At 70.7% G+C, this 22,384-nt stretch carries 27 protein-coding genes; 23 read left to right on the top strand and 4 right to left on the bottom strand.

Annotated elements, in window-relative coordinates:
• Window positions 1-4 precede the first annotated feature (4 nt).
• The 9 genes from GXW74_RS22630 to GXW74_RS22590 all read left to right on the top strand — a co-directional run bounded on the left by GXW74_RS22630 (window position 5) and on the right by GXW74_RS22590 (window position 8,410).
• Window positions 5-748 carry a hypothetical protein gene (locus tag GXW74_RS22630; RefSeq protein ID WP_211848859.1) on the top strand — a complete coding sequence of 248 codons (744 nt, stop codon included), beginning with the start codon at window positions 5-7 and terminating at the stop codon, window positions 746-748.
• Between the two features lie 7 nt (window positions 749-755).
• Window positions 756-1,214 (top strand): DUF6511 domain-containing protein, encoded by a 459-nt coding sequence (locus tag GXW74_RS28150; RefSeq protein WP_246523902.1) that lies wholly within the window; start codon window positions 756-758, stop codon window positions 1,212-1,214.
• A gap of 7 nt (window positions 1,215-1,221) precedes the next feature.
• The gene (locus tag GXW74_RS22620; RefSeq protein ID WP_211848858.1) at window positions 1,222-1,995 is read left to right on the top strand and encodes a hypothetical protein; all 774 of its coding nucleotides are present in this window, start codon (window positions 1,222-1,224) and stop codon (window positions 1,993-1,995) included.
• Window positions 1,992-2,768 (top strand): hypothetical protein, encoded by a 777-nt coding sequence (locus GXW74_RS22615; protein ID WP_211848857.1) that lies wholly within the window; start codon window positions 1,992-1,994, stop codon window positions 2,766-2,768. Before GXW74_RS22620 ends, GXW74_RS22615 begins: the two co-directional genes overlap by 4 nt.
• A complete protein-coding gene (locus GXW74_RS22610) occupies window positions 2,765-4,087 on the top strand; it encodes an ATP-dependent DNA helicase (protein ID WP_211848856.1) in 1,323 nt (440 codons plus the stop codon). The genes GXW74_RS22615 and GXW74_RS22610 overlap by 4 nt, the downstream gene beginning before the upstream one ends.
• Window positions 4,084-6,642 carry a VapE domain-containing protein gene (locus tag GXW74_RS22605; protein WP_246523901.1) on the top strand — a complete coding sequence of 853 codons (2,559 nt, stop codon included), beginning with the start codon at window positions 4,084-4,086 and terminating at the stop codon, window positions 6,640-6,642. Before GXW74_RS22610 ends, GXW74_RS22605 begins: the two co-directional genes overlap by 4 nt.
• A gap of 448 nt (window positions 6,643-7,090) precedes the next feature.
• Window positions 7,091-7,639, top strand: coding sequence for a crossover junction endodeoxyribonuclease RuvC (locus GXW74_RS22600; protein ID WP_211848855.1), 549 nt, complete (start codon window positions 7,091-7,093; stop codon window positions 7,637-7,639).
• Window positions 7,636-7,866 carry a hypothetical protein gene (locus GXW74_RS22595; protein ID WP_211848854.1) on the top strand — a complete coding sequence of 77 codons (231 nt, stop codon included), beginning with the start codon at window positions 7,636-7,638 and terminating at the stop codon, window positions 7,864-7,866. The genes GXW74_RS22600 and GXW74_RS22595 overlap by 4 nt, the downstream gene beginning before the upstream one ends.
• A gap of 43 nt (window positions 7,867-7,909) precedes the next feature.
• Window positions 7,910-8,410, top strand: coding sequence for a hypothetical protein (locus tag GXW74_RS22590; protein WP_246523898.1), 501 nt, complete (start codon window positions 7,910-7,912; stop codon window positions 8,408-8,410).
• Window positions 8,411-8,415: 5 nt separating this feature from the next.
• Here the strand turns inward: GXW74_RS22590 and GXW74_RS22585 are convergent, their stop codons facing one another.
• The gene (locus GXW74_RS22585; RefSeq protein ID WP_211848852.1) at window positions 8,416-8,622 is read right to left on the bottom strand and encodes a hypothetical protein; all 207 of its coding nucleotides are present in this window, start codon (window positions 8,620-8,622) and stop codon (window positions 8,416-8,418) included.
• A 74-nt stretch (window positions 8,623-8,696) separates the two neighbouring features.
• Between GXW74_RS22585 and GXW74_RS22580 the strand changes: the two genes are divergently transcribed.
• The 3 genes from GXW74_RS22580 to GXW74_RS22570 all read left to right on the top strand — a co-directional run bounded on the left by GXW74_RS22580 (window position 8,697) and on the right by GXW74_RS22570 (window position 12,080).
• The gene (locus GXW74_RS22580) at window positions 8,697-9,032 is read left to right on the top strand and encodes a hypothetical protein (RefSeq protein ID WP_211848851.1); all 336 of its coding nucleotides are present in this window, start codon (window positions 8,697-8,699) and stop codon (window positions 9,030-9,032) included.
• Between the two features lie 302 nt (window positions 9,033-9,334).
• The gene (locus tag GXW74_RS22575) at window positions 9,335-10,822 is read left to right on the top strand and encodes a site-specific DNA-methyltransferase (RefSeq protein WP_211848850.1); all 1,488 of its coding nucleotides are present in this window, start codon (window positions 9,335-9,337) and stop codon (window positions 10,820-10,822) included.
• Window positions 10,812-12,080, top strand: coding sequence for a site-specific DNA-methyltransferase (locus tag GXW74_RS22570; RefSeq protein ID WP_211848849.1), 1,269 nt, complete (start codon window positions 10,812-10,814; stop codon window positions 12,078-12,080). The genes GXW74_RS22575 and GXW74_RS22570 overlap by 11 nt, the downstream gene beginning before the upstream one ends.
• 19 nt (window positions 12,081-12,099) lie before the next feature.
• On the opposite strand, the gene GXW74_RS28145 is transcribed toward GXW74_RS22570, so the two are convergent.
• Together GXW74_RS28145 and GXW74_RS22560 are read right to left on the bottom strand one after the other, a co-directional pair.
• Window positions 12,100-12,912 (bottom strand): DUF3489 domain-containing protein, encoded by an 813-nt coding sequence (locus GXW74_RS28145; protein WP_246523893.1) that lies wholly within the window; start codon window positions 12,910-12,912, stop codon window positions 12,100-12,102.
• 96 nt (window positions 12,913-13,008) lie between these two features.
• Window positions 13,009-13,245, bottom strand: a complete 237-nt coding sequence (locus GXW74_RS22560) for a hypothetical protein (RefSeq protein ID WP_211848848.1) — start codon at window positions 13,243-13,245, stop codon at window positions 13,009-13,011.
• Between the two features lie 124 nt (window positions 13,246-13,369).
• Between GXW74_RS22560 and GXW74_RS28140 the strand changes: the two genes are divergently transcribed.
• The 9 genes from GXW74_RS28140 to GXW74_RS22515 all read left to right on the top strand — a co-directional run bounded on the left by GXW74_RS28140 (window position 13,370) and on the right by GXW74_RS22515 (window position 21,524).
• A complete protein-coding gene (locus GXW74_RS28140; RefSeq protein ID WP_246523891.1) occupies window positions 13,370-13,948 on the top strand; it encodes an elements of external origin in 579 nt (192 codons plus the stop codon).
• Window positions 13,948-15,906 carry a phage terminase large subunit family protein gene (locus GXW74_RS22550; RefSeq protein ID WP_211848847.1) on the top strand — a complete coding sequence of 653 codons (1,959 nt, stop codon included), beginning with the start codon at window positions 13,948-13,950 and terminating at the stop codon, window positions 15,904-15,906. The genes GXW74_RS28140 and GXW74_RS22550 overlap by 1 nt, the downstream gene beginning before the upstream one ends.
• Window positions 15,907-15,920: 14 nt before the next feature.
• Complete coding sequence (locus tag GXW74_RS22545; RefSeq protein WP_211848846.1) at window positions 15,921-16,274, top strand: hypothetical protein; 354 nt, start codon at window positions 15,921-15,923, stop codon at window positions 16,272-16,274.
• The gene (locus GXW74_RS22540) at window positions 16,271-16,879 is read left to right on the top strand and encodes a hypothetical protein (RefSeq protein ID WP_211848845.1); all 609 of its coding nucleotides are present in this window, start codon (window positions 16,271-16,273) and stop codon (window positions 16,877-16,879) included. The genes GXW74_RS22545 and GXW74_RS22540 overlap by 4 nt, the downstream gene beginning before the upstream one ends.
• Window positions 16,879-17,115, top strand: a complete 237-nt coding sequence (locus GXW74_RS22535; RefSeq protein ID WP_211848844.1) for a phage head-tail joining protein — start codon at window positions 16,879-16,881, stop codon at window positions 17,113-17,115. Before GXW74_RS22540 ends, GXW74_RS22535 begins: the two co-directional genes overlap by 1 nt.
• Before the next feature lie 8 nt (window positions 17,116-17,123).
• On the top strand, window positions 17,124-18,599 hold the full coding sequence (locus GXW74_RS22530) for a phage portal protein (RefSeq protein WP_211848843.1): 1,476 nt from the start codon (window positions 17,124-17,126) through the stop codon (window positions 18,597-18,599).
• A gap of 2 nt (window positions 18,600-18,601) precedes the next feature.
• Window positions 18,602-20,686, top strand: a complete 2,085-nt coding sequence (locus GXW74_RS22525) for a prohead protease/major capsid protein fusion protein (protein WP_211848842.1) — start codon at window positions 18,602-18,604, stop codon at window positions 20,684-20,686.
• An 89-nt stretch (window positions 20,687-20,775) separates the two neighbouring features.
• On the top strand, window positions 20,776-21,126 hold the full coding sequence (locus tag GXW74_RS22520; RefSeq protein WP_211848841.1) for a DUF2190 family protein: 351 nt from the start codon (window positions 20,776-20,778) through the stop codon (window positions 21,124-21,126).
• On the top strand, window positions 21,126-21,524 hold the full coding sequence (locus GXW74_RS22515; RefSeq protein ID WP_211848840.1) for a M15 family metallopeptidase: 399 nt from the start codon (window positions 21,126-21,128) through the stop codon (window positions 21,522-21,524). The genes GXW74_RS22520 and GXW74_RS22515 overlap by 1 nt, the downstream gene beginning before the upstream one ends.
• Here GXW74_RS22515 and GXW74_RS22510 read toward each other — a convergent pair.
• On the bottom strand, window positions 21,515-21,817 hold the full coding sequence (locus GXW74_RS22510; RefSeq protein WP_211848839.1) for a hypothetical protein: 303 nt from the start codon (window positions 21,815-21,817) through the stop codon (window positions 21,515-21,517). The genes GXW74_RS22515 and GXW74_RS22510 overlap by 10 nt on opposite strands.
• On the opposite strand from GXW74_RS22510, the gene GXW74_RS22505 reads away from it, so the two are divergent.
• Together GXW74_RS22505 and GXW74_RS22500 are read left to right on the top strand one after the other, a co-directional pair.
• Window positions 21,804-22,079, top strand: a complete 276-nt coding sequence (locus GXW74_RS22505) for a hypothetical protein (protein ID WP_211848838.1) — start codon at window positions 21,804-21,806, stop codon at window positions 22,077-22,079. The genes GXW74_RS22510 and GXW74_RS22505 overlap by 14 nt on opposite strands.
• On the top strand, window positions 22,076-22,384 hold the full coding sequence (locus GXW74_RS22500; RefSeq protein WP_211848837.1) for a head-tail joining protein: 309 nt from the start codon (window positions 22,076-22,078) through the stop codon (window positions 22,382-22,384). The genes GXW74_RS22505 and GXW74_RS22500 overlap by 4 nt, the downstream gene beginning before the upstream one ends.

Raw genomic sequence — 22,384 nt, 5'->3', positions numbered from 1 at the left:
GCCCATGTACGACATGAACGATGCCGAGCTGCCGCGCGGCTCCGACCTCATTCCCGATGGCAGCTTCGCCAAGGTGACCATGGCCATCCGCAAGGGCGGCCTCGACGGTCAGGGCGAGGTGGATCGCGGTCTGCTCAAGCCGGCGCGAAACCCCGAGAGCGACGTCCGAATGCTGGATTGCGAGTTCACGGTGGTGGCCGGGCCGCACATCCGTCGCAAGTTCTGGCAGACCTTCACCGTCGTCGGCGGCAAAGTCGACGAGCAGGGTGTCTCGATCGGCTGGAAGATCTCGAAGGGCATCTTCCGGGCGATGATCGACAGCGCCCTCGGCCTCGATCCGCAGGACATGAGCGAGGCGGCCAAGGCCAAGCGAGTGCTGCGGGGCTTGGCGGACCTGCACGGTATCACCTTCGCAGCCAAGGTCCGGGTCGAGCCCGCCAGCGACTCCCGGTACAGCGACAGCAACCGGCTTGATCGAGTGGTGCTGCCGGGTGAGGCGGAGTACCGGCGTATCATGGATGGCGAGGCGGTGCCGGCTTCGCCCAGCCACCGGGCGGCACGGCCGACCGCCTCCTCCAGCCCGGCCAGCACGCCGCCGGCCTGGGCCACGCCGCCCGCGCAGCAGGCGCCTGCCACTTCCGCCCGCAGCTGGGAGCGTTCGGCGTCCGCGGCCCCCGCCCAGGCGGCGGCCCCGCCCGCCCCGCCTCCCGCGCCCGCCTCGGGCGGCCCGGCCTGGCTGAACGGCTGATGGCGGCATGGCCCGACGACGCTGGGCAGGGGCGCGGCCGACACCGCGCCCCGCGGCCGCAACCCTGCCACCGCTCCTCGGCTGCACGCCAGCGGACCAGGTCCGCCGCCTCACCTGCGCGGTCTGCAGCCGCGAGGCCAAGGGCTTCGGCTATGTGCACGAGCTTCGTCTCGGCATTCATCCGAAGCTGTCCTTCTGCTCGATGCGCTGCTGCGAGGCCGGAAGCGCGTTGGCACGGCGGAGCGGCGGCGTGATCGACAAGACGCCGATGGAGACGCGCGCCGTGAAGGATGCGCGCCGGCCGCTCGCTGAGGTGCTGGTGGAACTGGACCTGATGGCGCCGTTCCACGACCGCAGCGCCGCGGAGATCGACCGCATCATCGAGGCCTGCGTCGATGGCTTCCAGGCCTCGATGCAGCGTCAGGCTGCCGAGCGGGATCCGCTCGATGACCCTTTGCCATTTTGAGGGCGCCATGATCCTCGACCTCAACCATCAATCCGGCCTGGTCTACGGCCGTGCCACCGCCATCGGTGCGGATGCCACCGCGCGCATCAACGCGCATCTCGATGCCGCGCTGGTCGCGCGCCATCGCCGGCAGATCCCCCGTGACTATCTCGGCGGCAGTCGGGTTGGCGAACCCTGCGCCCGCAAGCTGGTCTACGAAGTTGCCCATACGCCGAAGGATGCCGACCGTGAGTTCGACGGCGGCATCCTCCGCATCTTCGACGCCGGGCACCAGTTCGAGGCGCTGTCGATCCGCTGGCTGCGGCAGGCGGGCTTCGATTTGCGCGATCGCGGCGCCGATGGCGAGCAGTTCGGCTTTGCCGCCGCGGGCGATAGGCTGCGGGGCCATGCCGACGGCGTCATCGTGGCGGGGCCCGATGTCGGCATCCGCTGGCCGTCCCTCTGGGAGCATAAGGCGCTCGGTCAGAAGTCCTGGACCGATCTGGTCAAGCGCGGGCTGCGCCTGTCGAAGCCGATCTACTTCGCCCAGGTGCAGCTCTACATGGCCTATCTGGAGTTGGACGTCGCGCTGCTCACCGCGCTGAACCGCGACACGCTCGCCCTGCACCATGAAGTGGTGCCCTTCGAGCCGGACGAGGCCCAGCGCCTCTCGGATCGGGCCGTCGACATTCTGCGCGCCGCCGCAGCCGGCGAGCTCCCGCCGCGCATCGCCGTGGCACGCGACTTCTACCTCTGCCGCTTCTGTCCCTACGCCACTCGTTGCTGGGAGAACGCTCAATGATGCAGGCCGCGCCCTCGTGCACAACGCCGTTCGCGTTCAGCCTAATGCGCCACATCCTCCAGCACGAGCACCGCCTCTGGCGTCCCATCGTCGCTCACGAGGCGGCTGCCGCGCCGATCTACATTTTCCCAGATCAGGCGCGGTTCAATGACGATGACATCGAGCAGCTTGCCATCAGGAACCTGGAAAGCAGCCTCAAGCTGCCGCACCCGCACTGCATCTTCGAGGTGCCTGAGCAGGAGTATCCCGGCGCCTGCTTGGCGACCTACGCACGAGAGATCGGAACCGGCGTCGAGAGCTTTCTCTTCCGCTTCGATCCGGAGCAGCGGCGTTGGGGAGATGTGCTCTCCTATATCGAGTTCCTGCCAGATGGCTCGGCACGAGCGCTTGCCCATCCCCGGTTGGAGGCTCCGGCGCAGCAACAGATGCACCTGGAGGTTGCGTCCTCGATGGTCTGGCGCGCGCTCGGTGTCCTGTCGGTCCCGGGTCTGCTCACCGAGCAGCGCCTGTCGCGGCTGCGCCGGACACCCCTCGCGAAGGCCGGCCTGCGCGGCTGGAAGTACCACGTCGCCGATATTCGTTCGGCCGTGATCGCGCCGGCCTTGGAGGCACATCGCGGCTCCCATGCATCGCCCCGCTGGCATATCCGGCGTGGCCACTGGCGGATGCTCCAGGACGGCCGCCGTCTGTTCGTCCGCGAATGCCAGGTCGGCGATCCCTCCCGCGGCCGGGTGGTGAAGGACTACCAGGTCCAGCTGGGAGCGGCGGCATGACGGGCATCACGCCCTCCGACACCCAGTATCGCGCGATCGCTGCCATCCGCGACTGGTTCGAGAACGATACCGAGCAGCAGCAGGTCTTTCGCCTGTTCGGCTATGCCGGCACCGGGAAGTCGACCGTGCTGCGCTTCGCGCTGGAGGAGCTCGGCCTCGAGCACCAGCGCAGCGATGAGGATGGTGAATCCTGCACGCCGGGCGTGGTGACCGCCACCTTCACCGGCAAGGCGGCGCTGGTCCTCCGCCGGAAAGGCACGCCGGCGCGGACCATCCACAGCCTCATCTATTCCGTCATCGAGGCCACCGAGGAGGAGGTCGAGGCCGCGGAGCTCAAGATCGATGAGGCCGTCGCTGCCGCCCGCCACCTCACGGGCTTCGACCGCACCACCGCCCAGGCCAGCATCGAGGCCATGCGCCAGGCTGTGGCCGAGATGAAGCGCCCACGCTTCGCCCTCAATTCCAAGAGCGATGCCGCCCATGCCAGGCTCATCGTGCTCGATGAGGTGTCGATGGTCGGCGAGGAGATGGCGCGCGACCTGATGAGCTTCGGCAAGCCGATCCTGGTGCTCGGTGATCCGGGCCAGCTGCCGCCGATCCAGGGCGAAGGCGCCTTCACCAAGGACGCGCCGGACATCATGCTCACCGAGATCCACCGCCAGGCGGAGGAGAGCGCCATCATCCGCCTCGCCACCATGGCGCGGCAGGGCGAGGCGATCGCGTTCGGTCAGTACGACAGCCACGTCTGGAAGATGCGCAAGGGCGATGTCTCGCCGGAGCAGGCGCTGCGCGGCGGCCAGGTGATCTGCGGCATGAACGCGACGCGCCTGCAGCTGAACAATGCCATGCGCCGCGCCGCGGGCTTCGGGCCGGGCATGCTGCCGACCGGACCCGCCGAGAAGATCATCTGCCTGAAGAACCAGAATGACCTCGGCCTGATCAACGGCATGTTCATTACCCTCGACGACGTGGTCGATGAGGGAAGCCTCTACTTCTCGGCGGTGGTGACGGACGAGGACGGCAATCGGATCGGCCCGCCGCAGCAGGACGGCAGCCGCGGCCGGCTGCGCATCTACAAGGGCCACTTCGAGGATCACCTCGCCTTCGACAAGCAGCGCCACGATCGCGACTGGAAATCGAAGCGCATGCTCACCGAGGCGACCTTCGGCTGGGCCATCACCGGCCACAAGAGCCAGGGCTCGCAGTGGGAGAACGTGGTGGTCTGGGACGATGGTCTCGGCCGCACCGAGCTCGACCGCCGGCGCTGGCTCTACACGGTGATCACCCGTGCCGAGCAGGGGCTGGTCATCCTGGCATGACCCTGGTGCTGATCGATCTGAACGACGCGGGCGCACCGCCGCTCCGGCATGACCTGGCCGAGGTGCGGCGGCGGCTGGCGGACACCGCGCGGGACTGGCTGCCGCCGCTGTTCCCGAGTGCCCGCCGGGCGCCGGACGGAAAGACGCTGCGCTGCGCGGATCTGTCCGGCCGGCCGCCGCGGGGTGAGGGATCCTGCATCATCCATCTCGAGGGCCGCTTCGCGGGATGGGGCTTCGACCATGCCACGGGCGAAAGCGCCGGGCCGATCGACATCATCCGTCATGCCATTGGCGCCTCCGAGCCCCGGTTGTTCGACGAGGCCGCACGGCTCGCGCGGATGGATCTCCCTGCTCCACCGTCACGCGCACCAGAGCCCCGCCCGAACCACAGTCGCGAGGTCACGCGCCTGCTGGGCGCCTGCCAACCGCTGACCGGCACGGTCGCTGAGACGTACCTCCGCAGCCGAGGGCTGGCAGTACCGGACAGCCCCGACCTGCTGTTCCACCCCGATCTGCCGGACTTCGAAACCAAGCGCGGCTGGGCCGGGATGGTAGCGATCGTCCGCGACGGCGCCGGCGAGGCCACCGGCGGCATCCATCGCACCTACCTGTTGGACGATGGCTCGGCGAAGGCGCCGCCGGGGAAGAAGATGCTCGGGCCCGTCGCCGGCGGCTCGGTCCGGCTCACGGCATTCCCCGCAGATGGCCGCATCGGTGTCGCCGAAGGGATCGAGACGGCACTTTCCGCCCAGGCGATCTTCGGGGTGCCGACCATGGCAGCGCTCTCTGCGGATGGGCTGCGTCGGTGGCGGTGGCCGGAGGGCACCACCCACGTCACCATCTTCGCCGATGCTGGCCTGCCGGGCATGCAGGCCGCGGCGACGCTCGCCGATCAGCTGAACCTCGCGAACATTCCCTCCCGCATCGTCGCACCGCTGCATGGCGATGACTTCAACGATGACCTGCGGCAGGGCGCGCGCAGCGAGAACTATGCGGAGCCGGCACCAGCATCTCCATCTGAGGCAGGCGCGCTGCCCGCTGGCACCGCCACGCTGGACGAAATGCTCGCCGCGGCATCGGCGCTGACGAACCCACCGGATATGGCGCCGCTGTCGGCGCTGCTCGGCCGGTTGGTGACGGCGCGGCTGGAACCGCTGCCCGAACGGCAGGTCCTTGCCGCGGTGAAGTCCGCCACAGGCATCGCCGTCTCCATTCTGGAGAAACAGCTAACGGAGCTTCGCCGCCGGCTGAATGCCACCGGTGATGTCCACACCGCGCCGATCCGACCGCGCTGGTCCGCCCTACTACGGCTCGACCTCAGCGGCATCCCTGAGCGCAACGAGGCCAACGTCATAACGGCCCTATCCCTGGATCCCGCGTTCGCCGGCGCACTGGCATTCGACGAGTTCAGCCAGGAGATCATGATCGCCCGGCCGTTGCCCTGGGAGGGCACCGAGATCGCGCTGCCGCGCCCGTGGGGCGAGGCGGACGACGTACGCTGTGCCGAATGGCTGCAGCGGCATGAGATCAACGTCCCGCCCATCGTCGTTGGGCGCAGCGTGGTGGCGGTGGCCCGCAATGTCCGCGTGCACCCCGTGCAGGACTATCTCAGTGCGCTCGCCTGGGACGGCACGCCGCGGCTCGATGGCTGGGCATTGACCTATCTCGGCGCAGCCGACACGCGCCTGAACCGTGCCATGGCGTCGCTGTGGATGATCTCCGCCGTCGCGCGGATCATGCAGCCCGGCTGCAAGGCCGACCACATGCTCATCCTGGAGGGGCCGCAGGGTATCCGGAAATCAACAGCGCTGAAGGTGCTGGCTTCGGAGCCCTGGTTCACCGACGAGCTTGCAGAGCTGGGATCGAAAGACGCCGCGCAGCAGATGCGGGGCGTGTGGATCATCGAGATGGCCGAGCTCGACGCGATGGGCCAGGCTGATGTCTCCCGCATCAAGGCCTTTCTGAGCCGCACGACCGATCGATACCGCCCTCCCTATGAGCGTTACGTCGTGACTGTGCCGCGGCAATGCGTGCTCGCCGGAACGGTGAATCCGGACACCTATCTGCGCGATGAAACCGGCAATCGGCGCTTCTGGCCGGTGCGCTGTGGCGACATCGACCTCGACGGGCTGCGTCGCGATCGCGACCAGCTCTGGGCCGAGGCCGTCGTCCGCTATCGCGCCGGCGCACCATGGTGGATCGAAGACCGGGCGATGGTTGCCGAGGCTAGTGCCGCGCAGGAGGAGCGCTACCAGGGCGACGCGTGGGATGGGCGTATCGAGCGCTGGCTGGTGTGCGAAAGGCGCCCGGTCAACGTCGGCTTTGGGCAGCACGAGGATTGGCAGGATCGCTACGTGCCACGGCAGAAAGCGCTGGCCGATGTCTCGATCGGCGAGGTGCTTGAACAGGCGCTCGGCATCGAGGCCGCCAAATGGACGCGCGCCGAGCAGATGCGCATCGGGGCGTTCTTCCGCGCGAGGAAGTGGGTGAAGTATCGGACGAGGACCTCACCTCGTGAATGGCGATACGTGGCGCCCGGGATGCCGGTGCCATGACGCGCCGGCTCCGCTGTCCAACCTCGTCCAACCTTGTCCAACCTGCTCGGCGGAGGTTGGACAGCCGGAAGTCCAGGTCTTCTGGGACTTTCCGCGCATCACGCCGTCGTTGTCCAACCTGTCCAACCTTTTCCCTTAGAGCCATATGCGAAGGGTGTAGGTTGGCCAGACATACATTCTCCTATACGGGTTTAAGGAGATGGTCGGCAGGTTGGACAGGTTGGACGGATCACGCCAACCGACTGATTAGTAATGGAAATTCCTGTCCAACCTGGGCGAGCCAGGTTGGACGGGGTTGGACGGCCAGCCTCCAACAGCGTCGAGGCCCGATCGCCCGAGCGCCGCCGGCACCTCGATCAGTTCCTCGAATCCGGACGACGACGGCGAGCTCCGCCAAGAACCGCGCCGTCGCCGCCCTCACCACGATCATCCCCTCTCGGAGACCATCATGGCTGTTGCGACTCTCACCATGCCCGCCGCGCACGCAAGCGGCCCGCCTATCGCCCTCCCCCCCGCGATCAGCCTGGCGCACCACGCCGTACTCGCTCTCGACCTCGGAACCACCACCGGCTGGGCACTGCGGTCGCGTGACGGCGGAATCACCTCCGGCACCATGACCTTCAAGCCGACCCGGTTCGAGGGTGGCGGGATGCGCTTCCTGCGCTTCCGCGGATGGCTGGCCGAGGTCGCCGCCCTGTGCGGCGGCGTGGCGCGGATCGTGTTCGAGGAAGTCCGCGCGCATGCCGGCACCGACGCGGCGCACATCTACGGCGGCTTCCTCGGCACGCTGAGCGCCTGGTGCGAGGAACACGAGGTCCCCTATGAGGGCGTCCCGGTCGGCACGATCAAGCGCTATGCCACCGGCCGCGGCAATGCTGACAAGGCGAAGATGGTCGCCGCCATCGAGGCCCGCGGCTTCGCTCCGGCCGACGACAACGAGGCGGATGCCATTGCCCTTCTGCTCTGGGCAACCGAGCCTGCGGGAGGCCGCACATGAGCATGCACGGTGCACCGCTGGCGCCCCGCTCCTGCCTCAACCGTGGCACGCGCAGCCCGACCAGCGACACGGAGGTCAACGCCATGCGCGCCGCCGCCTGGCATCGGCACGGCGTCGCCGCCTTGCCCGTCGCCGACATCACCGACGACTGGCTGCGCCAGGCGATCACCAACGAGGCCAACCGGCGCTGGGGCCGACGCAACGGGGAGATCCACCATGGCCGGTAAGCGCAGGACCAGAGCCGCAAAGCCGAAGGGCGAGGACCTGGCAATGCCCTCGAAATGGCGGCTGCAGCACGGGCCAGTGGGGGAGCCGATGCGCGAGGCCGATCCCGAGACTGGCCTGCCGGTGGTGCATCGCCGCACGGTCGACACCCTCGGCCAGATGCTGGCCAACGGCACCATCACGCAGGAGATGCACGACGCCGGCGCAGTGTTCCGCCGGCAGTTCCGCGTCGCGGCGCTGGATCAGCTGCGTGCCATGCCGCTGATCCGCATTCCCGGCGGTTCTGGCGATTCCCTCACCGATCGCCAGGTCGCAGCACGCGAGCAGGTCGCGCATGCCATGATGGCGCTGGGCGGCTTCGAGAGCGCCGCCGGCTCCTGCGCCTGGCACGTGGTCGGGCTGGAATGCTCGGTGCGGGAATGGGCGCTGCGCCAGGGCTGGGGTGGGCGCAGCGTTGGCCACGCCCAGGCGCAGGGCATGCTTGTCGCCGCACTGGGTGTCCTGGCCGCGGCCTATGGGCTGGTGCCGACCCAGCGAGCGGCATGAGTCCGTCATTCCATGCCGAGCACGAAGGCGGCGGCCTCGCCGATCAGCGTGAATGGCAGGGCGGGATGATGGGCCAGGATGGCGTCGTGCACCGCCTTGCTGGTGTCGATCCTGGTGAAGGGATCAGGAGGTCGCCGCGCAGCCCACGCGGCGGCCAGCGTCGAGACGCTCAGCCACGGCGGAGGGAGGCGGGGCGGCTCGCCATCGGGCATGCCGACGCATATCGCCCCTATGAGAACAATACAAGAACATGATAGAGAGACCGTGCTCACGAAGGAGGACGGTCATGGCAGCACGGCAGCGGGCGGCGATGCGCCCTCTCGATGTGGCGCTCGTGCGTCTGCAGACCATGGCGGCGCGCGGGGTGCAGCCGACCCGAATGGCCCGCGAGGTCGAGATCATCATCGGCGAATGGCTTGGTGAGGTGGATGCCGATCCGGCTGACGTGAAGACCCGGCTCGACGAACTGCACGAGCAGCTGGCGTCCGGTGTCGTCGATGCCGAGGAGCAGGTGTCCTACGTCGATCCAGACGAAGCAGCCGCGGTGAAGCAGGCAGGCGTCACCTTAGCGGCGCTGGTCGCAACGCGTGATGCGGTGGAGCGGGCGCGCGACACGCTGTAGCGGCGGTGCTGCTGCAGCGTGCTGCGCTGTTACAATTCACCCGCTGGCGGAGCGGAATCCGCATCTCGTAGACTCTGCCCACGATGACGAATTGCGGGTGCAGCCTTCTGCACCGCGGCTCGCCAGCCACAGCGTCGCTCAATCGAGACAGTGGCTCGCGAGCCGCAGGGTCCTTCCTGGGCCCGGCATATGCGGGGGGCGGAAGCGCGCGAGGTTCCTAGCGCTAGGCCAGTTTTCCAGGTTGCCAGCGTCGCGCCGTTGCCAGCCGCGCCGGCCACCATTCCACGATCACGCAGGTGCAGATGCCCCAGGCCCCATGGTCTGCGAGCGCCGTCGAGGCGCGCGCGGTCGCCGCGCTGCTGCCCTATGCCGGCAATGCGCGCACGCATTCCGCCGAGCAGGTGGCGCAGATCGCGGCCAGCATCCTCGAGTTCGGCTTCGTTGCGCCGGTGCTGGTCGACGAGCGCGGCGAGCTCATCGCCGGCCATGGCCGTCTGCTGGCCGCGAAATCCCTCGGCCTCGACACCGTGCCAACCATCGTCCGCGCCGGCCTGACCGACGCGCAGAAGGCCGCGTATCGCCTCGCCGACAATCGCATCGCGCTGAATGCCGGCTGGGACGAAGCGCTGCTCGCGGCCGAGGTCGCGAAGCTGCAAGAGATGGGCGGCGTCGATCTCGCCCTGACCGGCTTCGACGGGACGGAGATCGAGCGGCTGCTGGCCGGGCTGGAAACCGATGCCGGCAACCTGCCGACGCCGGCGGTTGCCAGCGGTGCCGAGCCGGCCCCTGGCAACCAGCAACCCGCGGAGCCGGCGGAGGACCCCGCGGATGCGGAGCCGGAGCCACCGCGCCAGGTCGTCGCCCGGGTCGGCGACATCTGGCTGCTGGGCGAGCACCGCCTCGCCTGCGGCGACAGCACCGACCGCTCCAGCGTGTCGCGCGTCATGGCGGAGGATCGCGCGGCGCTGCTCTTCACGAGCCCGCCCTACGGGAACCAGCGGGACTACACCACCGGTGGCGTCTCGAATTGGGACGCGCTGATGCAGGGCGTGTTCCAGCATCTCGATGGCGTGCTCCGGCGCGATGCGCAGGTGCTGGTGAACCTCGGTCTGATCCATCGCGAGGGTGAATGGCAGCCCTACTGGCAGAGCTGGCTCGACTGGATGCGGACGCAGGGCTGGCGGCGCTTCGGACTGTATGCCTGGGACCAGGGCCCGGGCTTGCCCGGTGACTGGAACGGCCGCCTCGCGCCGGCCTTCGAGCTGGTCTTCCACTTCAATCGTGAGGCGCGGCAGGCGAACAAGGTCGTGCCCTGCAAATGGGCCGGCACGCCGAACAAGGGCAGCGGGCTGCGCGCCGCCGACGGCGAGGTGAAGGCCTATACCCATGTCGGCCTCCCCGTGCAGGAAATGCGCATCCCCGACAGCGTGCTGCGCATCACCCGTCACAAGGGCCGAGGGATCGAGACCGAGCACCCGGCGGTGTTCCCCGTCGCGCTGCCGGAACTGCTCATGCAGACCTATGCCAATCTCGGTGACGTCGTTTTCGAGCCGTTCGCAGGCTCCGGCACCACCATCCTCGCCGGGCAACGGACGGGTCGGAAGGTGCGGGCGATCGAACTGGCGCCGACCTATGTCGACCTCGCCATCGCGCGCTACCGCATGCTGTTCCCTGAATTGAGCGTCACGCTCGACGGCGACGGGCGTGACTACGACGCCGTCGCTGCGGCACGCGCGAGCCTTCAGGCAACGCCCGATCAGGGCGGTAAGGGTCTCTCCGATGCTGCCTGACCTCCGCGTCGAGATGATGCCGGTAGCGTCGCTCGCGCCCTATGCCGCGAACGCCCGCCTGCACCCGACCGAGCAGGTGGCGCAGCTGGCCGCTTCGATCGGCGAGTTCGGCTTCAACGTGCCCGTGCTGGTGGACGATGCAGGCGTGCTGATCGCCGGGCATGGGCGCGTCCTTGCCGCGAAGGCGCTCGGCCTCGAGGAGGTGCCGGCGATCCGGCTCGGGCATCTGACCGAGGCGCAGGCGCGGGCCTTCAGGCTGGCCGACAACCAGCTGGCATTGACCTCGACCTGGGACGAGACCCTGCTGGCCGCCGAACTGCGCGCGCTGCGCACCGATGAATTCGACCTCGGGCTAATCGGCTTCGACGGCGCGACGCTCGATCGACTGCTGGGCGAGGCGTCGTCAGATGCGCCGGCTGCACCCACCGGGGATCCCGACGCTCCGGCGCCCGAGCCCTCCGAAGCTCCTGTCGCTCGGCCCGGCGACCTCTGGCTGCTGGGCTCGCACCGCCTCCTCTGTGGCGACGCCACCAGTGCCCGCGATGTGGCCCGGCTGCTGGATGGCGCCCAGCCGCATCTGATGATCACCGACCCGCCCTACGGCGTGAACTACGATCCGGAATGGCGGAACGAGGCGGGCGTGTCGGCCACGATGCGTACCGGCAAGGTGGCGAATGACGACCGCGCCGACTGGCGCGAGGCCTGGGCGCTGTTCCCCGGCGACGTCGCCTATGTCTGGCATGCCGGGGTGCATGCGCGCACCGTGATCGAGAGCCTGGAAGCGGCCGGCTTCGTGGTCCGCAGCCAGATCGTCTGGGCGAAGTCGCGCTTCGTGCTGGGGCGCGGCGACTATCATTGGCAGCACGAGCCCTGCCTCTATGCCGTCCGCAAGGGCGCGACCGGCCATTGGCAGGGCGCGCGGGACCAAGCGACGCTCTGGCCGATCAGCACGGGCGGCGACGAGGATGCCGCGACGGTGCACGGCACGCAGAAGCCGGTCGAGTGCATGCGCCGACCCATCGTGAACAACAGTGCGCCCGGCGACGCCGTCTACGAGCCGTTCTCCGGCAGCGGCAGCACCATCATCGCGGCGGAGACGACGGGGCGCATCTGCTACGCGATGGAGCTTGATCCCCGCTATGTCGATGTCGCCGTGCGGCGCTGGCAGGCCTTCACCGGCCGTGCTGCCGTGCTCGCTGGGGAGGAGCGGGTCTTCGATGACGTCGCCGCCACCCGCGGGGTGCGGGCGGCGGCGTGATCCGCGTGCGCTGCGCGCGTCAGGCCGGCAGGTGGTAGATGGTGAAGGAGCCCTTCGAGCCCTCCTTGTTCGGCCCGACTTGGCGAACCCGCTCCAGCACCTGCACCTCGATGCCCTGGCGCTTCTTCAGGCCCGCGAAGAACCCGCGCACCGTGTGCTGCTGCCAGCCCGTGGCCTCGCAGATCTGCGCGATGGTCGCGCCCTCCGCGCGGCGGAGCATCGCCAGCACCGTCTCCTGCTTCGTGCCCTCGCGCGGCTTCCGCGGGGCGCCGGGCTCGCGCGGCGCGCGGGGCGGCTTGCCGGCGAGGCTGCTGCGCAGCATCTCGATCGCGCGGGAGATCGGGTTGTCGGTGGCGTCCTGCGCCGGACTCGCGTCCCAGGCGGCCAGCACCGCCGCGGCGGAGTCGCGCAGGCTGGCGCGCGGGGCGGGTGTGGGCGCGCCCTGGGCAGGTTCGGCTTCCTCCGCGGGGGCATCCTCCTCGGCGGCGTCGTCCGCGCCTGTGGGCGCCGTGTCGGGCACGCTGCCCTCGATGCCGGAGCAGTCTGGCTCGCCGACTCCTGCGCCGCCCTCGTTCGGGTCGATACCAATGGCGCGCAGCCCCTCGTCGGTGATGCGCGCCACGATCCAGGTCCCGTCGTCATCCTGGCGCCAGCCGAGCCCGACATGCTCCCGCGGCGCGTTGATCTCGGTGAGCAGGTTGTTCTTGATCAGGCTGCGGAACACCGCGTTGCGCGCCGCCGCCGGCAGCGTCTTCGGCGCGCGGGCGAAGCCCATCTCGTGCTGCGCGGCGGCGCTGAGGATCACGCGCTGGCTGTCGGAAAGCTTGGTCATGATGGTGATCTCCGGTTCCGGGCGCCGACCGTCGGCCCCTACTGCCGGGAGCCCCGCCGGCTCGCCGGTCGGGGCCGCGGCGGGGTTTGCCTCGCGCTACTCGGCGAATTCGCCGCGCTTGAAGTAGCAGTCCGTCACGCTCGCCAGCCGGCTGTTCCAGTGTTCCAGCGTCGCGGCCTTGCCCCAGAGGACGTCCTCTGCATCCGCCCCGAAGTGATCCGCGCTCATCTGCTGAAGCTCCGCCACCATCGCGTCGAAGCGGGCCTTCTGCTGCAGGAAGGCTTCGAGGCTCCTTTCCTGGTTGCGGGCGGTGCGGGCTTCGCGGTCGGTCATCGTGCTCTCCGTCGTGGTGCAGGGGATCCCTGCGCGTGACGGACCATTCGCGCTGCGGCGGGGGCTGAGCCAAGCGCCATCGCCGCGATGGCAATTGCTATCTTCGAGGGATCTCGATCACATCATGATCGCCACCGCGCAGCCGGGCCGCGTGGCCTCGCAGCGCGAGGTGGCGCGCCGCCTCGGCGTTTCCCACACAGCGCTGCAGAAGGCGCAGCGCGCCGGCCGCATCGCGCCCGAAGCCGATGGCGCTTGGGACGTCGAGAAGGTCCGGGCGCGGCTGGCGGACAGCAGCGATCCCGTCCGGAAGACGGCGACTCTGGTGCAGCCAGTGGCTTCAGCACGCCGGCCCTCGCCGCCGCCGCCCGTCGCTGCCGTGCCACAGTCCGCCGACCCGCTGCCGCGCGCCGCGCAGAACACGTTCCACGACGCGCGCACCGCGAACGAGGTCCTCAAGGCGCAGGAGCGCCGACTGCGACTCGACGAACGCAAAGGCAAGCTGGTCGATAAGGCGCGCGCCCTGCTGCTGGTGCATCGCCTCGCCAAGGAGGAGCGCGACGCCATCCTCGCCTGGCCCGCCCGCGTCGCCGCCGAGATGGCGGCCGAGCTCGGCGTCGATGTGCATCGTCTGCAGACCATGATGGACACCCGCCTGCGCCAGCATCTCGCCGCGCGCCACGACGTCCGCGTGCAGGTGTCGTGATGGCGGGCGAGCATCTGTTGGAGGAACTCGGCCGCTTCGACGGCGACGCCGAGATCCTGCAGGCCTGGCGCGACGGCATGGCGCCCGAGCCAGCGCTGCTGGTCTCGGAATGGGCCGACCGGCATCGCCTGCTCGGCTCGCGGGGCTCGGCCGAGCCGGGACCCTGGCGCACGGCGCGCACGCCGTATCTGCGTGAGATCATGGACGCGCTGTCCCCGGCCCATGCGGCGCGGCGCGTCGTGTTCATGAAGGGCGCCCAGGTCGGCGGCACAGAGTGCGGCAATAACTGGATCGGCTATGTGATCCACCACGCGCCGGGGCCGATGCTGGCGGTGCAGCCGACCACGGAGTTGGCCAAGCGCTTCTCGGACCAGCGCATCGATCCGTTGGTGGAGGAGACGCCGGCGATCCGTGAGCGGGTCGCGCCGGCGCGGTCGCGGGACAGTGGCAATCGCCAGCTCAGCAAGGAGTTCCCCGGCGGTCAGCTGGTGATGACCGGCGCCAACAGCGCGGTCGGCCTGCGCTCGATGTCGGCGCGCTTCCTGTTCCTCGACGAGATCGACGCCTATCCCGGCGATGTCGAGGGCGAGGGCGATCCGATCGCACTGGCCGAGGCCCGCGCGCGCACCTTCGGTTGGCGGCGCAAGATGCTGCTGGTCAGCACGCCGACGATCGCCGGGCTGTCGCGGATCGAGCGCGAATACCTTGCCACCGACCAGCGGCGCTATTTCGTGCCTTGCCCGCATTGCGGCGCGATGCAGTGGCTGCGCTTCGAGCGACTGGTCTGGGATGAGGGCGAACCCGACACCGCCCGATACCTCTGCGAGGCCTGCGACGCGCCGATCGGGGAACAGCACAAGGCGGCGATGCTGGCCGGCGGGGCCTGGCGAGCGACCGCGGAGCCCACCGATCCCCACGCGGTCGGCTTTCACATCTCGGCGCTCTACTCGCCGCCCGGCTGGATGCCGTGGTCGGAGATCGCCCGACTGTGGCTCGCCGCGCAGGGCGACGACCGGGCGATCAAGACCTTCCGCAACACCGTCCTCGGCGAGACTTGGCAGGAGGCGGGCGAGGCGCCGGACTGGCAGCGCCTCTACGACCGCCGCGAACACTGGCCGGTCGGCATGGTGCCGATGGGCGGCCTGCTCCTGACCGCCGGCGTCGACGTGCAGCGCGACCGTCTCGAGGCCTCGATCTGGGCCTGGGGGGAGGACCGCCAGTCCTGGCTGGTCGAGCACCGCGTGCTGGCGGGGAACCCGTTCGAGGGCGCGGTGTGGGAGGAACTCCGGCGGCTGCTGGGCGAGACCTGGCGCCATGCCTCGGGCCATCGCCTGCCCATCGCCATGGCGGCGATCGACAGCGGCGACGGCATGACCACGGCGGAGGTCTATGCCTTCGTGCGGCGGGCCGGTGCCGGCCGCGCCATCGCGGTCAAAGGCCAGGACGGGTTGCGCGCCGCGATCGGCCAACCCGCGGCGACGGAGGTGCGGCGCAACGGGCGCAAGCTCGGCGGCCTCAAGGTCTGGCCGGTCGGCTCGTCCTTCCTCAAGGCCGAGACCTATGGCTGGCTGAAGCTCGATCGCCCGACCGAAGAGAGTGGGGATCCCTTCCCCGCCGGGTTCCTGCACCTGCCGATCCATGCCGCCGGGGAGGAGTTCTGCCGGCAGCTCACCGCCGAGCAGCTGGTCGCACGCGCTGGCCGCAACGGCTTTCGCCGGCTCGAATGGGTGAAGACCCGCGAACGCAATGAGGCGCTGGACTGCCGCGTCTATGCGCGTGCGGCCGCCGCCGCGCTCGGCATGGATGGCTGGGGCGAGGGACGCTGGGCGCGGATGGCCGACGCGCTGTCGCTGCCGGCCGACGAATCATCCTCCGCGGCGGCGCAGACATCGTCCGCCGCTGCACCGCCGACCCGCCCTCGCGCCTGGCTTGCCCCGCGTGGTGGCTGGCTGCGCTGAACCTGGAGATCATGATGACTGCCATCGTCCCGGTGCGCACCAGCATCGCCGCCGGCCAGGCTCTGAGCGGACCCGTCGCCAGCGTCGGCTACGGCGTCTGCCTGCTGCTGCTCCCTGCCGCCTGGACCGACGCCCCAGTCACCCTGCAGGGTTCGCTCGACGAGGGCGAACCCGCGGCGTGGGCGGATCTCTACGACCACCTCGGCAACGAGGTGGTGCTGACGGTCGCCGCCGGCCGGGCGCTCACACTGCCGCCGACGCTGCTGCTCGGCTGGCGTTGGCTGCGGCTGCGCTCGGGCCTCGGTGCCGCGCCAGTGAATCAAGCGGCGGAACGCCTAATCACCCTCGGTATCCGGCCGCTCGCATGACCGCACTGTTCCAGCACTACCTGCCACCGGCGCCGACGATGCTGCCCTATGTGTCGGGGCGGTTCTACGCCTCGCAGCATGCGCGCGCCGTTGGCGGCGCCGTCGCGGTGACGGCGAACCGGCTCTATTGCGTGCCCTATGTCCTCGCGCGGCCGGGGCTGTTCTCGGCCATGGCGGTGAGCGTGACGACCGGCGCCGCGGGCCTCCTGCGCATGGCTTTGGCTGCTGACGATGGAGCGGGGCATCCCGGGCGCCTCATCGAGGAGCCGGCAGTGGACGCCGACACCACCTCTGCCGGCAACGCGCTCTGCCCCTTCGCGCAGCCACGCTGGATCCCGGCCGGGGTCTGGTGGCTGCTGCTGTGCTTTTCCGGCACGCCCTCGGTGCGGGGCACCAGCACCCAAGCATTCAGCGGCGGCAACACGCTGCTGCTCGGCTCGGCCGCGGCGGATGGCGGGGCCGGCGGCGGCACCACCGGCAGCGAGAACGGGTTCTTCGCGGCGCTGACCCACCAGGCCGGTGCGCCGATCATGCCGAACCCGCCGAGCGGTCTGTCCTATCTCGTGAACGCCGCAGCACCCCTGCCGACGCTGCGGGCCTCCTGATGGACCCCGCTGTCCTCGCCTGGGCGCTGGCGCAGCCGGCCGGCAGCCGGGCTGCGGTGCTGGCCGCGGCCTATACCGGTGGCACCACGCGCGTCACCTTCGACGGGCGCACCGTCGAGTACCGCAGCCTCGACGAACTCGGCCGGGCCTTGGCGGTGCTCCGCGGTGCGGAGATGGCCGCGGCGCGGAGGCCTTCAATGACGCTGGCGAGCTTCACGCGCGGGGGTGGTGCGTGATCGATCGCATGACGCGCCGCCTCCGCGATGCCTTAAATGTTCTGCGCGGCTATGCCGCCGCCCAAGACCATCGCACTTCGACCTGGGCGCCCTCCGGCGGCAGCGCGACGGCCGAGGTCGGCACGGCGGCGGCGACGGTCGCCCGCCGCGCACGCGATGCCGTGCGCAACGACCCCTACGCCAGCCGCATTGTCGATCTCTGGACCGGCAATGCCATCGGCGCCGGCATCACCACCCGCTGGCCGGACGACGCCCACGGCCGCACCTGGCAGCGCTGGGCGGAGAGCACCGCCTGCGATGCGGAGGGGCGGCTCGACCTCTATGGCCTGCAAGCATTGGTGATGCGGGCGGTGGTCGAGAGCGGCGAATGCTTCGTGCGCTTCCTGATGGTGCCGCCATCGCCGGCCAACCCGATCGGCTTGCGGCTGCAGGTGCTGGAGGCGGATCACCTCGACACGGCAAGGAACGGGGTGGTGGAGGGCGTGCCGACGATCCAGGGCATCGCCCTCGGCGAGGCGGGCGAGCCGATCGGCTACTGGCTGCACCGCGTGCATCCGGGCGCTGCCTGGATCCTGCCTGGCGCGACCTGGCAGAGCAGCCAGCGGATCCCGGCGTCGGAGGTGCTGCACGTCTACCGCAAGCGCCGGCCCGGCCAGCTGCGCGACGTCTCCTGGCTCGCGCCCATCCTCCTTCGCCTGCGCGACCTCGGCGACTACGAGGCCGCCCTGCTCATGAAAGCCAAGATCGAGGCCTGCCTCGCCGCCGTGGTGACGGAGGAGGGCGACGAGGCGCTGACTGGCGCCGCCGCCGGCCTCCTACGGGATGCGCAGGGCCGGGCGGTCGAGAGCTTCGAGCCGGGCATGATCCTGTATCGCCGCGGCATGGGCTCGGTGGAGGTGGTGAACCCGTCCGGCGGCGGATCGCACGCCGCCTTTGCTCGGCGCGCCCTCGAGGCTGCTGCGGTGGGTGCCGGCCTCACCTACGACCAGGTCTCCGGCGACCTGACCCAGGCGAACTACTCCTCGCTCCGCGCCGGCAAGATCGAGTTCCGCCGCCTCTGCGAGCAGGTGCAGTACGGCATGCTGATCCCCATGCTGGTGCGCCCCATCGCGGAGCGCTTCCACGTCCAGGGCGGGCTGCTCGGACTGTGGGGCGCGGAGATGCCGGACGGCGTCAGCCACGTTCCCCCGGCGCACGAGATGATCGATCCGCTGAAGGACACCACCGCGCTGATCGCCCAGGTCCGCGCGGGCTTCGTGCCGCAGCCTGAGGCGGCTGGCGCCTTCGGCTACGACTTCCGCGCCGCGGTGGAGATGATCCGCGAGGCCAACGCCCTGCTCGACGAGGCCGGCATCTCGCTCGACACCGACCCGCGCCGGGTCGCGAAGTCTGGCGCGGCGCAGGACGCCGCGCAGATGGCCGCGGTCGAGATCGCCGCGACCGGTGCCGCGGTGCCGCAGCGCGAGACCCCAGCACAGGCCTGACCATGACCGAACCTATCGAACCGGGCGGCAGCAATGCCGGGCCGGAGCCTGCTGCTGCGCCCACCGCGGCGGACGTTCCGCTCGTGGCGCAGCGCGCGATCACCGCGCCTGCCACCGTCGACCGCGCCGCGCGCACCGTCGAGGTGGTGTGGAGCACGGGCGCCCGCGCGCGGAACTTCGTCCCGGCCCTCGGCCTGATCACCGAGGAGCTGGAGATGTCGCCGAACGCGGTGCGCATGGAGGCGCTCCGCTCCGGCCGCGCCCCGGTGCTCGACACCCATCGCCGTGGCGGCGCGCGCGACGTTCTTGGCCGCGTCACCGCCGCCCGCCTCGAGCGCGGGCGCGGCTACGCCACACTGCAGTTCAGCTCCGCGGCCGACGTCGAGCCGGTTTGGCAGCGCATCGCCGACGGCACGCTGCGCGCGGTGAGCGTTGGCTATCGCGTGCACCGCTACGAGCCGCGGCCCGACGCCGCGACCGGCGAGACGGTCCACCGCGCCGTGGATTGGGAGCCCTTCGAGATCTCCATCGTGCCGGTTCCCGTGGACCGCGACGCGGCGGTGCGTGGTGAGGCGCCGCAGGGCGCGCCCGCCACCGCGATCGAGCCTGCCCTGCCTGACGAGGATCCACCCATGCCCGAGACGACGCCGGCCGAGCCGGCTGCTGCCCCGTCGGCGCCGCCCTCCGCCGCGCCGTCCACCCCGCCCCAGGAGCCCACCGTGACCACCACACCCGAGCCAACCCGCGCAACACCGGACCTCGACGCGGTCCGTGCCGAGGCGCAGCGCGCCGAGCGCGAGCGCATCACCGGCATCGACACCGCCGTGGAGGCCGCCCGCGCCCTCCTGCCCGCCGAGCACATCACCCCGATCCGCGCCGAGGCCATCGCCCAGGGCTGGACCGGCGACCAGGCCCGTCGCGCCCTGTTCGATGCCCTGGTGGCGCAGGGGCCGCGTCCCTCCATCCCCGCCCGCCCGGAGACCGGTCCGGGCCACAACGATCCGGCGCAGATCCTCGACGCCATGGCCGAGGCACTCGCCGCCCGCGCCATGCCCGGCTACCAGCCCCAGGGGGATAACGGACGGGCCGGCCGCCACGCCGAGTTCATGGGCTGGCGGCCCTCGGACATGATCGGCGAGCTGCTCCGGGCCCGCGGCGAGCGCAGCGTGCCCCGCAACCCCACGCTGCTCGCCGAGCGCGCCTTCCACACCAGCTCCGACTTCCCGCTGCTGCTCGCGGCCGCGGCCAACAAGATGCTGCTCGCCGCCTACCAGCCCGCGCAGCCGACCTACCGCCAGATCTTCCTCCGCCGTGACTTCCGCGACTTCAAGCCGCACCGGCACCTGCGCATCGGCGACTTCCCGACCCTGCTGCCGCTCGCCGAGAACGGCGAGATCCAGGTCGGCACCATGTCCGAGAGCCAGGAGATCGTCCTGCTGCAGACCTTCGCGCGACGCATCCGCGTCACGCGGCCGATGCTGGTCAACGACGACCTCGGCGCCTTCACCGACTTCGCCGCCGCCATCGGCCGCCGCGTCGCCGAGTTCGAGAACGCCACCGCTTACAACTTGCTGAACTCGGCCAATGGCGACGGCCCGACGCTGACCACCGGCAGCGCGCCGGTCTTCGCCACCGGCGTGGCGAGGGCCAACAAGGCCAGCACCGGCACCGTGCTCGACACCGACACCATCGGCGCCGGCCGCACCGCCATCATGAAGCAGCGCACGCTGGACGGGCTGCCCATCTCCATGGGCCAGGCCATGCGCCTGCTGGTCGGGCCGAACCAGGAGCTGGCGGCGCGGCGCGCGACCGTCACCGTTGCCGCGAGCGAGATCGGCAAGGCGAACGTCTTTGCCGGCTTCGTGCAGCCGGTGATTGAGCCGCTGATCCAGGCGAACCGCTGGTACCTGTTCTCCGACCCGGTCGCCGCACCGGTCTATGTCTACGGCTATCTCAACGGGGCGGAGGGGCCGCAGGTCACGACCGGCCCCGTGCAGGGCGCGGATGGCGTCGAGGTCAGCGTGATCTTCGACTTCGGGGTCGGCGCCATCGACTGGCGCGGGGCCTGGTTCAACCCGGGCACCTGATCCCGCCGCTTCCCTCCTTGCCACCCGCTTCGCGCCAGGGCGCCGCCGGAACTCCGGTCGGCGCCCTGGCACTTTCAGGAGACCCTTCCATGCGCAACTGCATCCGTCCCGACGCGCGCTCCATCCCGATGGTGGTGCCCTACGCGGGGGGCATCCTCTCTGGCCAGGGCATGCTGGTTGGCGCCTTCTTCGGGGTGGCGGCCTCCGACGCCGCCCAGAACGCCAGCGTCGACTGCGAAACCCGCGGTGAGTTCGAACTGATCAAGGAGCCCGCGCTTGCCATCAGCCAGGGCGCGCGGGTGTTCTGGGACAACACCAACCGCCGCATCACCACCACCGCGACCGGCAACTTTCAGGTCGGGCTCTGCACCGCGGCGGCGCTGGCGGCCGACGCCACGGTGCGGGTGATGCTGGCCCGCGTGCCGGCCTCGGGGGCGTGATGGCCGCGCTCCTGCCGCGCGACCGTGCACGGCTCGGGGGCGTGCACCGCGACCTGGTGCGCGTCGTCGAGCGCGCCCGCCAGGCGGTGCCCTTCATCGTCACCGAGGGGCTGCGCTCCCGCGAGCGCCAGGCCCGGCTGGTCGCGATCGGTGCCTCGCGCACGATGAGCAGCCGGCACCTCACCGGCCATGCCGTCGATCTGGCCTACTGGCTCGACGACGGCGACGGTGCGGTGGAGCAGGGCGAGATCCGCTGGGATTGGATGCTCTACGAGCAGATCGGCGCGGCGATGAAGGCCGCGGCGAGAGACCTCGGCGTGCCGATCGTCTGGGGCGGCGACTGGGCCTCCTTCCGCGACGGGCCGCACTTCGAACTCGACCGCAAGGCCTATCCCTGATGGGCGCGGCGATCCTCGCGCTGCTCGGCCGGCACGCCGTGCCGCTCGCGCTGGGCGGCGCGCTGCTGCTCTCGGCGACTGTTGCCTGGCACTTCCGGTCGCAGCGCGACGCCGCCCGGCTGGATGCCGCGACGGCCCTGCGCACCGCCGAGGCCAATGCCGCTGCGCTCGCCCGAGCCACCGCCGAGCACGCGCGCCACATCGCCGCGCTGACCGGCGAGGCCGAGCGCGCCCGCGCCCAGGCCGCGCGCCTTGGTGCCAATCTGGAGGCCCTCCGCCGTGACCCGAGCCATGCTGCCGGCGCTGCCCCTGTGCTGCGCGATGCTGTCAAGCGCCTGCGCGCCGGCCGCACCGCCGGAGATCCGGCTGCTGCCGCTGCGCCTCCCTGACGCGCTGCTGGTCTGTGCCGCGGCGCCGGTCCTCCCTTTCGGGGATGGCCTGACCCAGGGGCAGGTGGCGGAACTGCTGCTGGCTTACGACGCCGCCCATGCCGACTGCGCCGGGCGGCTCGCCGCGGTACGGCGGCTGAATCCCACCGACAGGGGCGAGCAGTGAACGCCTTCGCCGATGCCATGACCGCGCTGGTCGCCGATCCGAACCTGGGCGCCGAGGCGGTCTATCGGCAGGGCGGCACCGGCCCGGCAGTTCCGGTCCGCGTTCTCCGGTCCTCGCCCGACCGCGTGGCCGACGCCTTCGGCACCGAGATCCTCGCGGCCACCGACATCCTCTCCGTCGCCATCGCCGTCCTGCCCGAGCTTGCCGCCGGCGACAGCTTCGCCCTCGGTCCTGACCTGCTCACCGTCACCCATGCCGAGCGCGATGCCTCCGGCACCGCCTGGCGCGTGCTTTGCCGGAGATAG

This window comes from Neoroseomonas eburnea (assembly GCF_018129005.1).
Taxonomy (GTDB): domain Bacteria; phylum Pseudomonadota; class Alphaproteobacteria; order Acetobacterales; family Acetobacteraceae; genus Neoroseomonas; species Neoroseomonas eburnea.
This window is presented reverse-complemented; position numbering and strand designations above follow the sequence as displayed.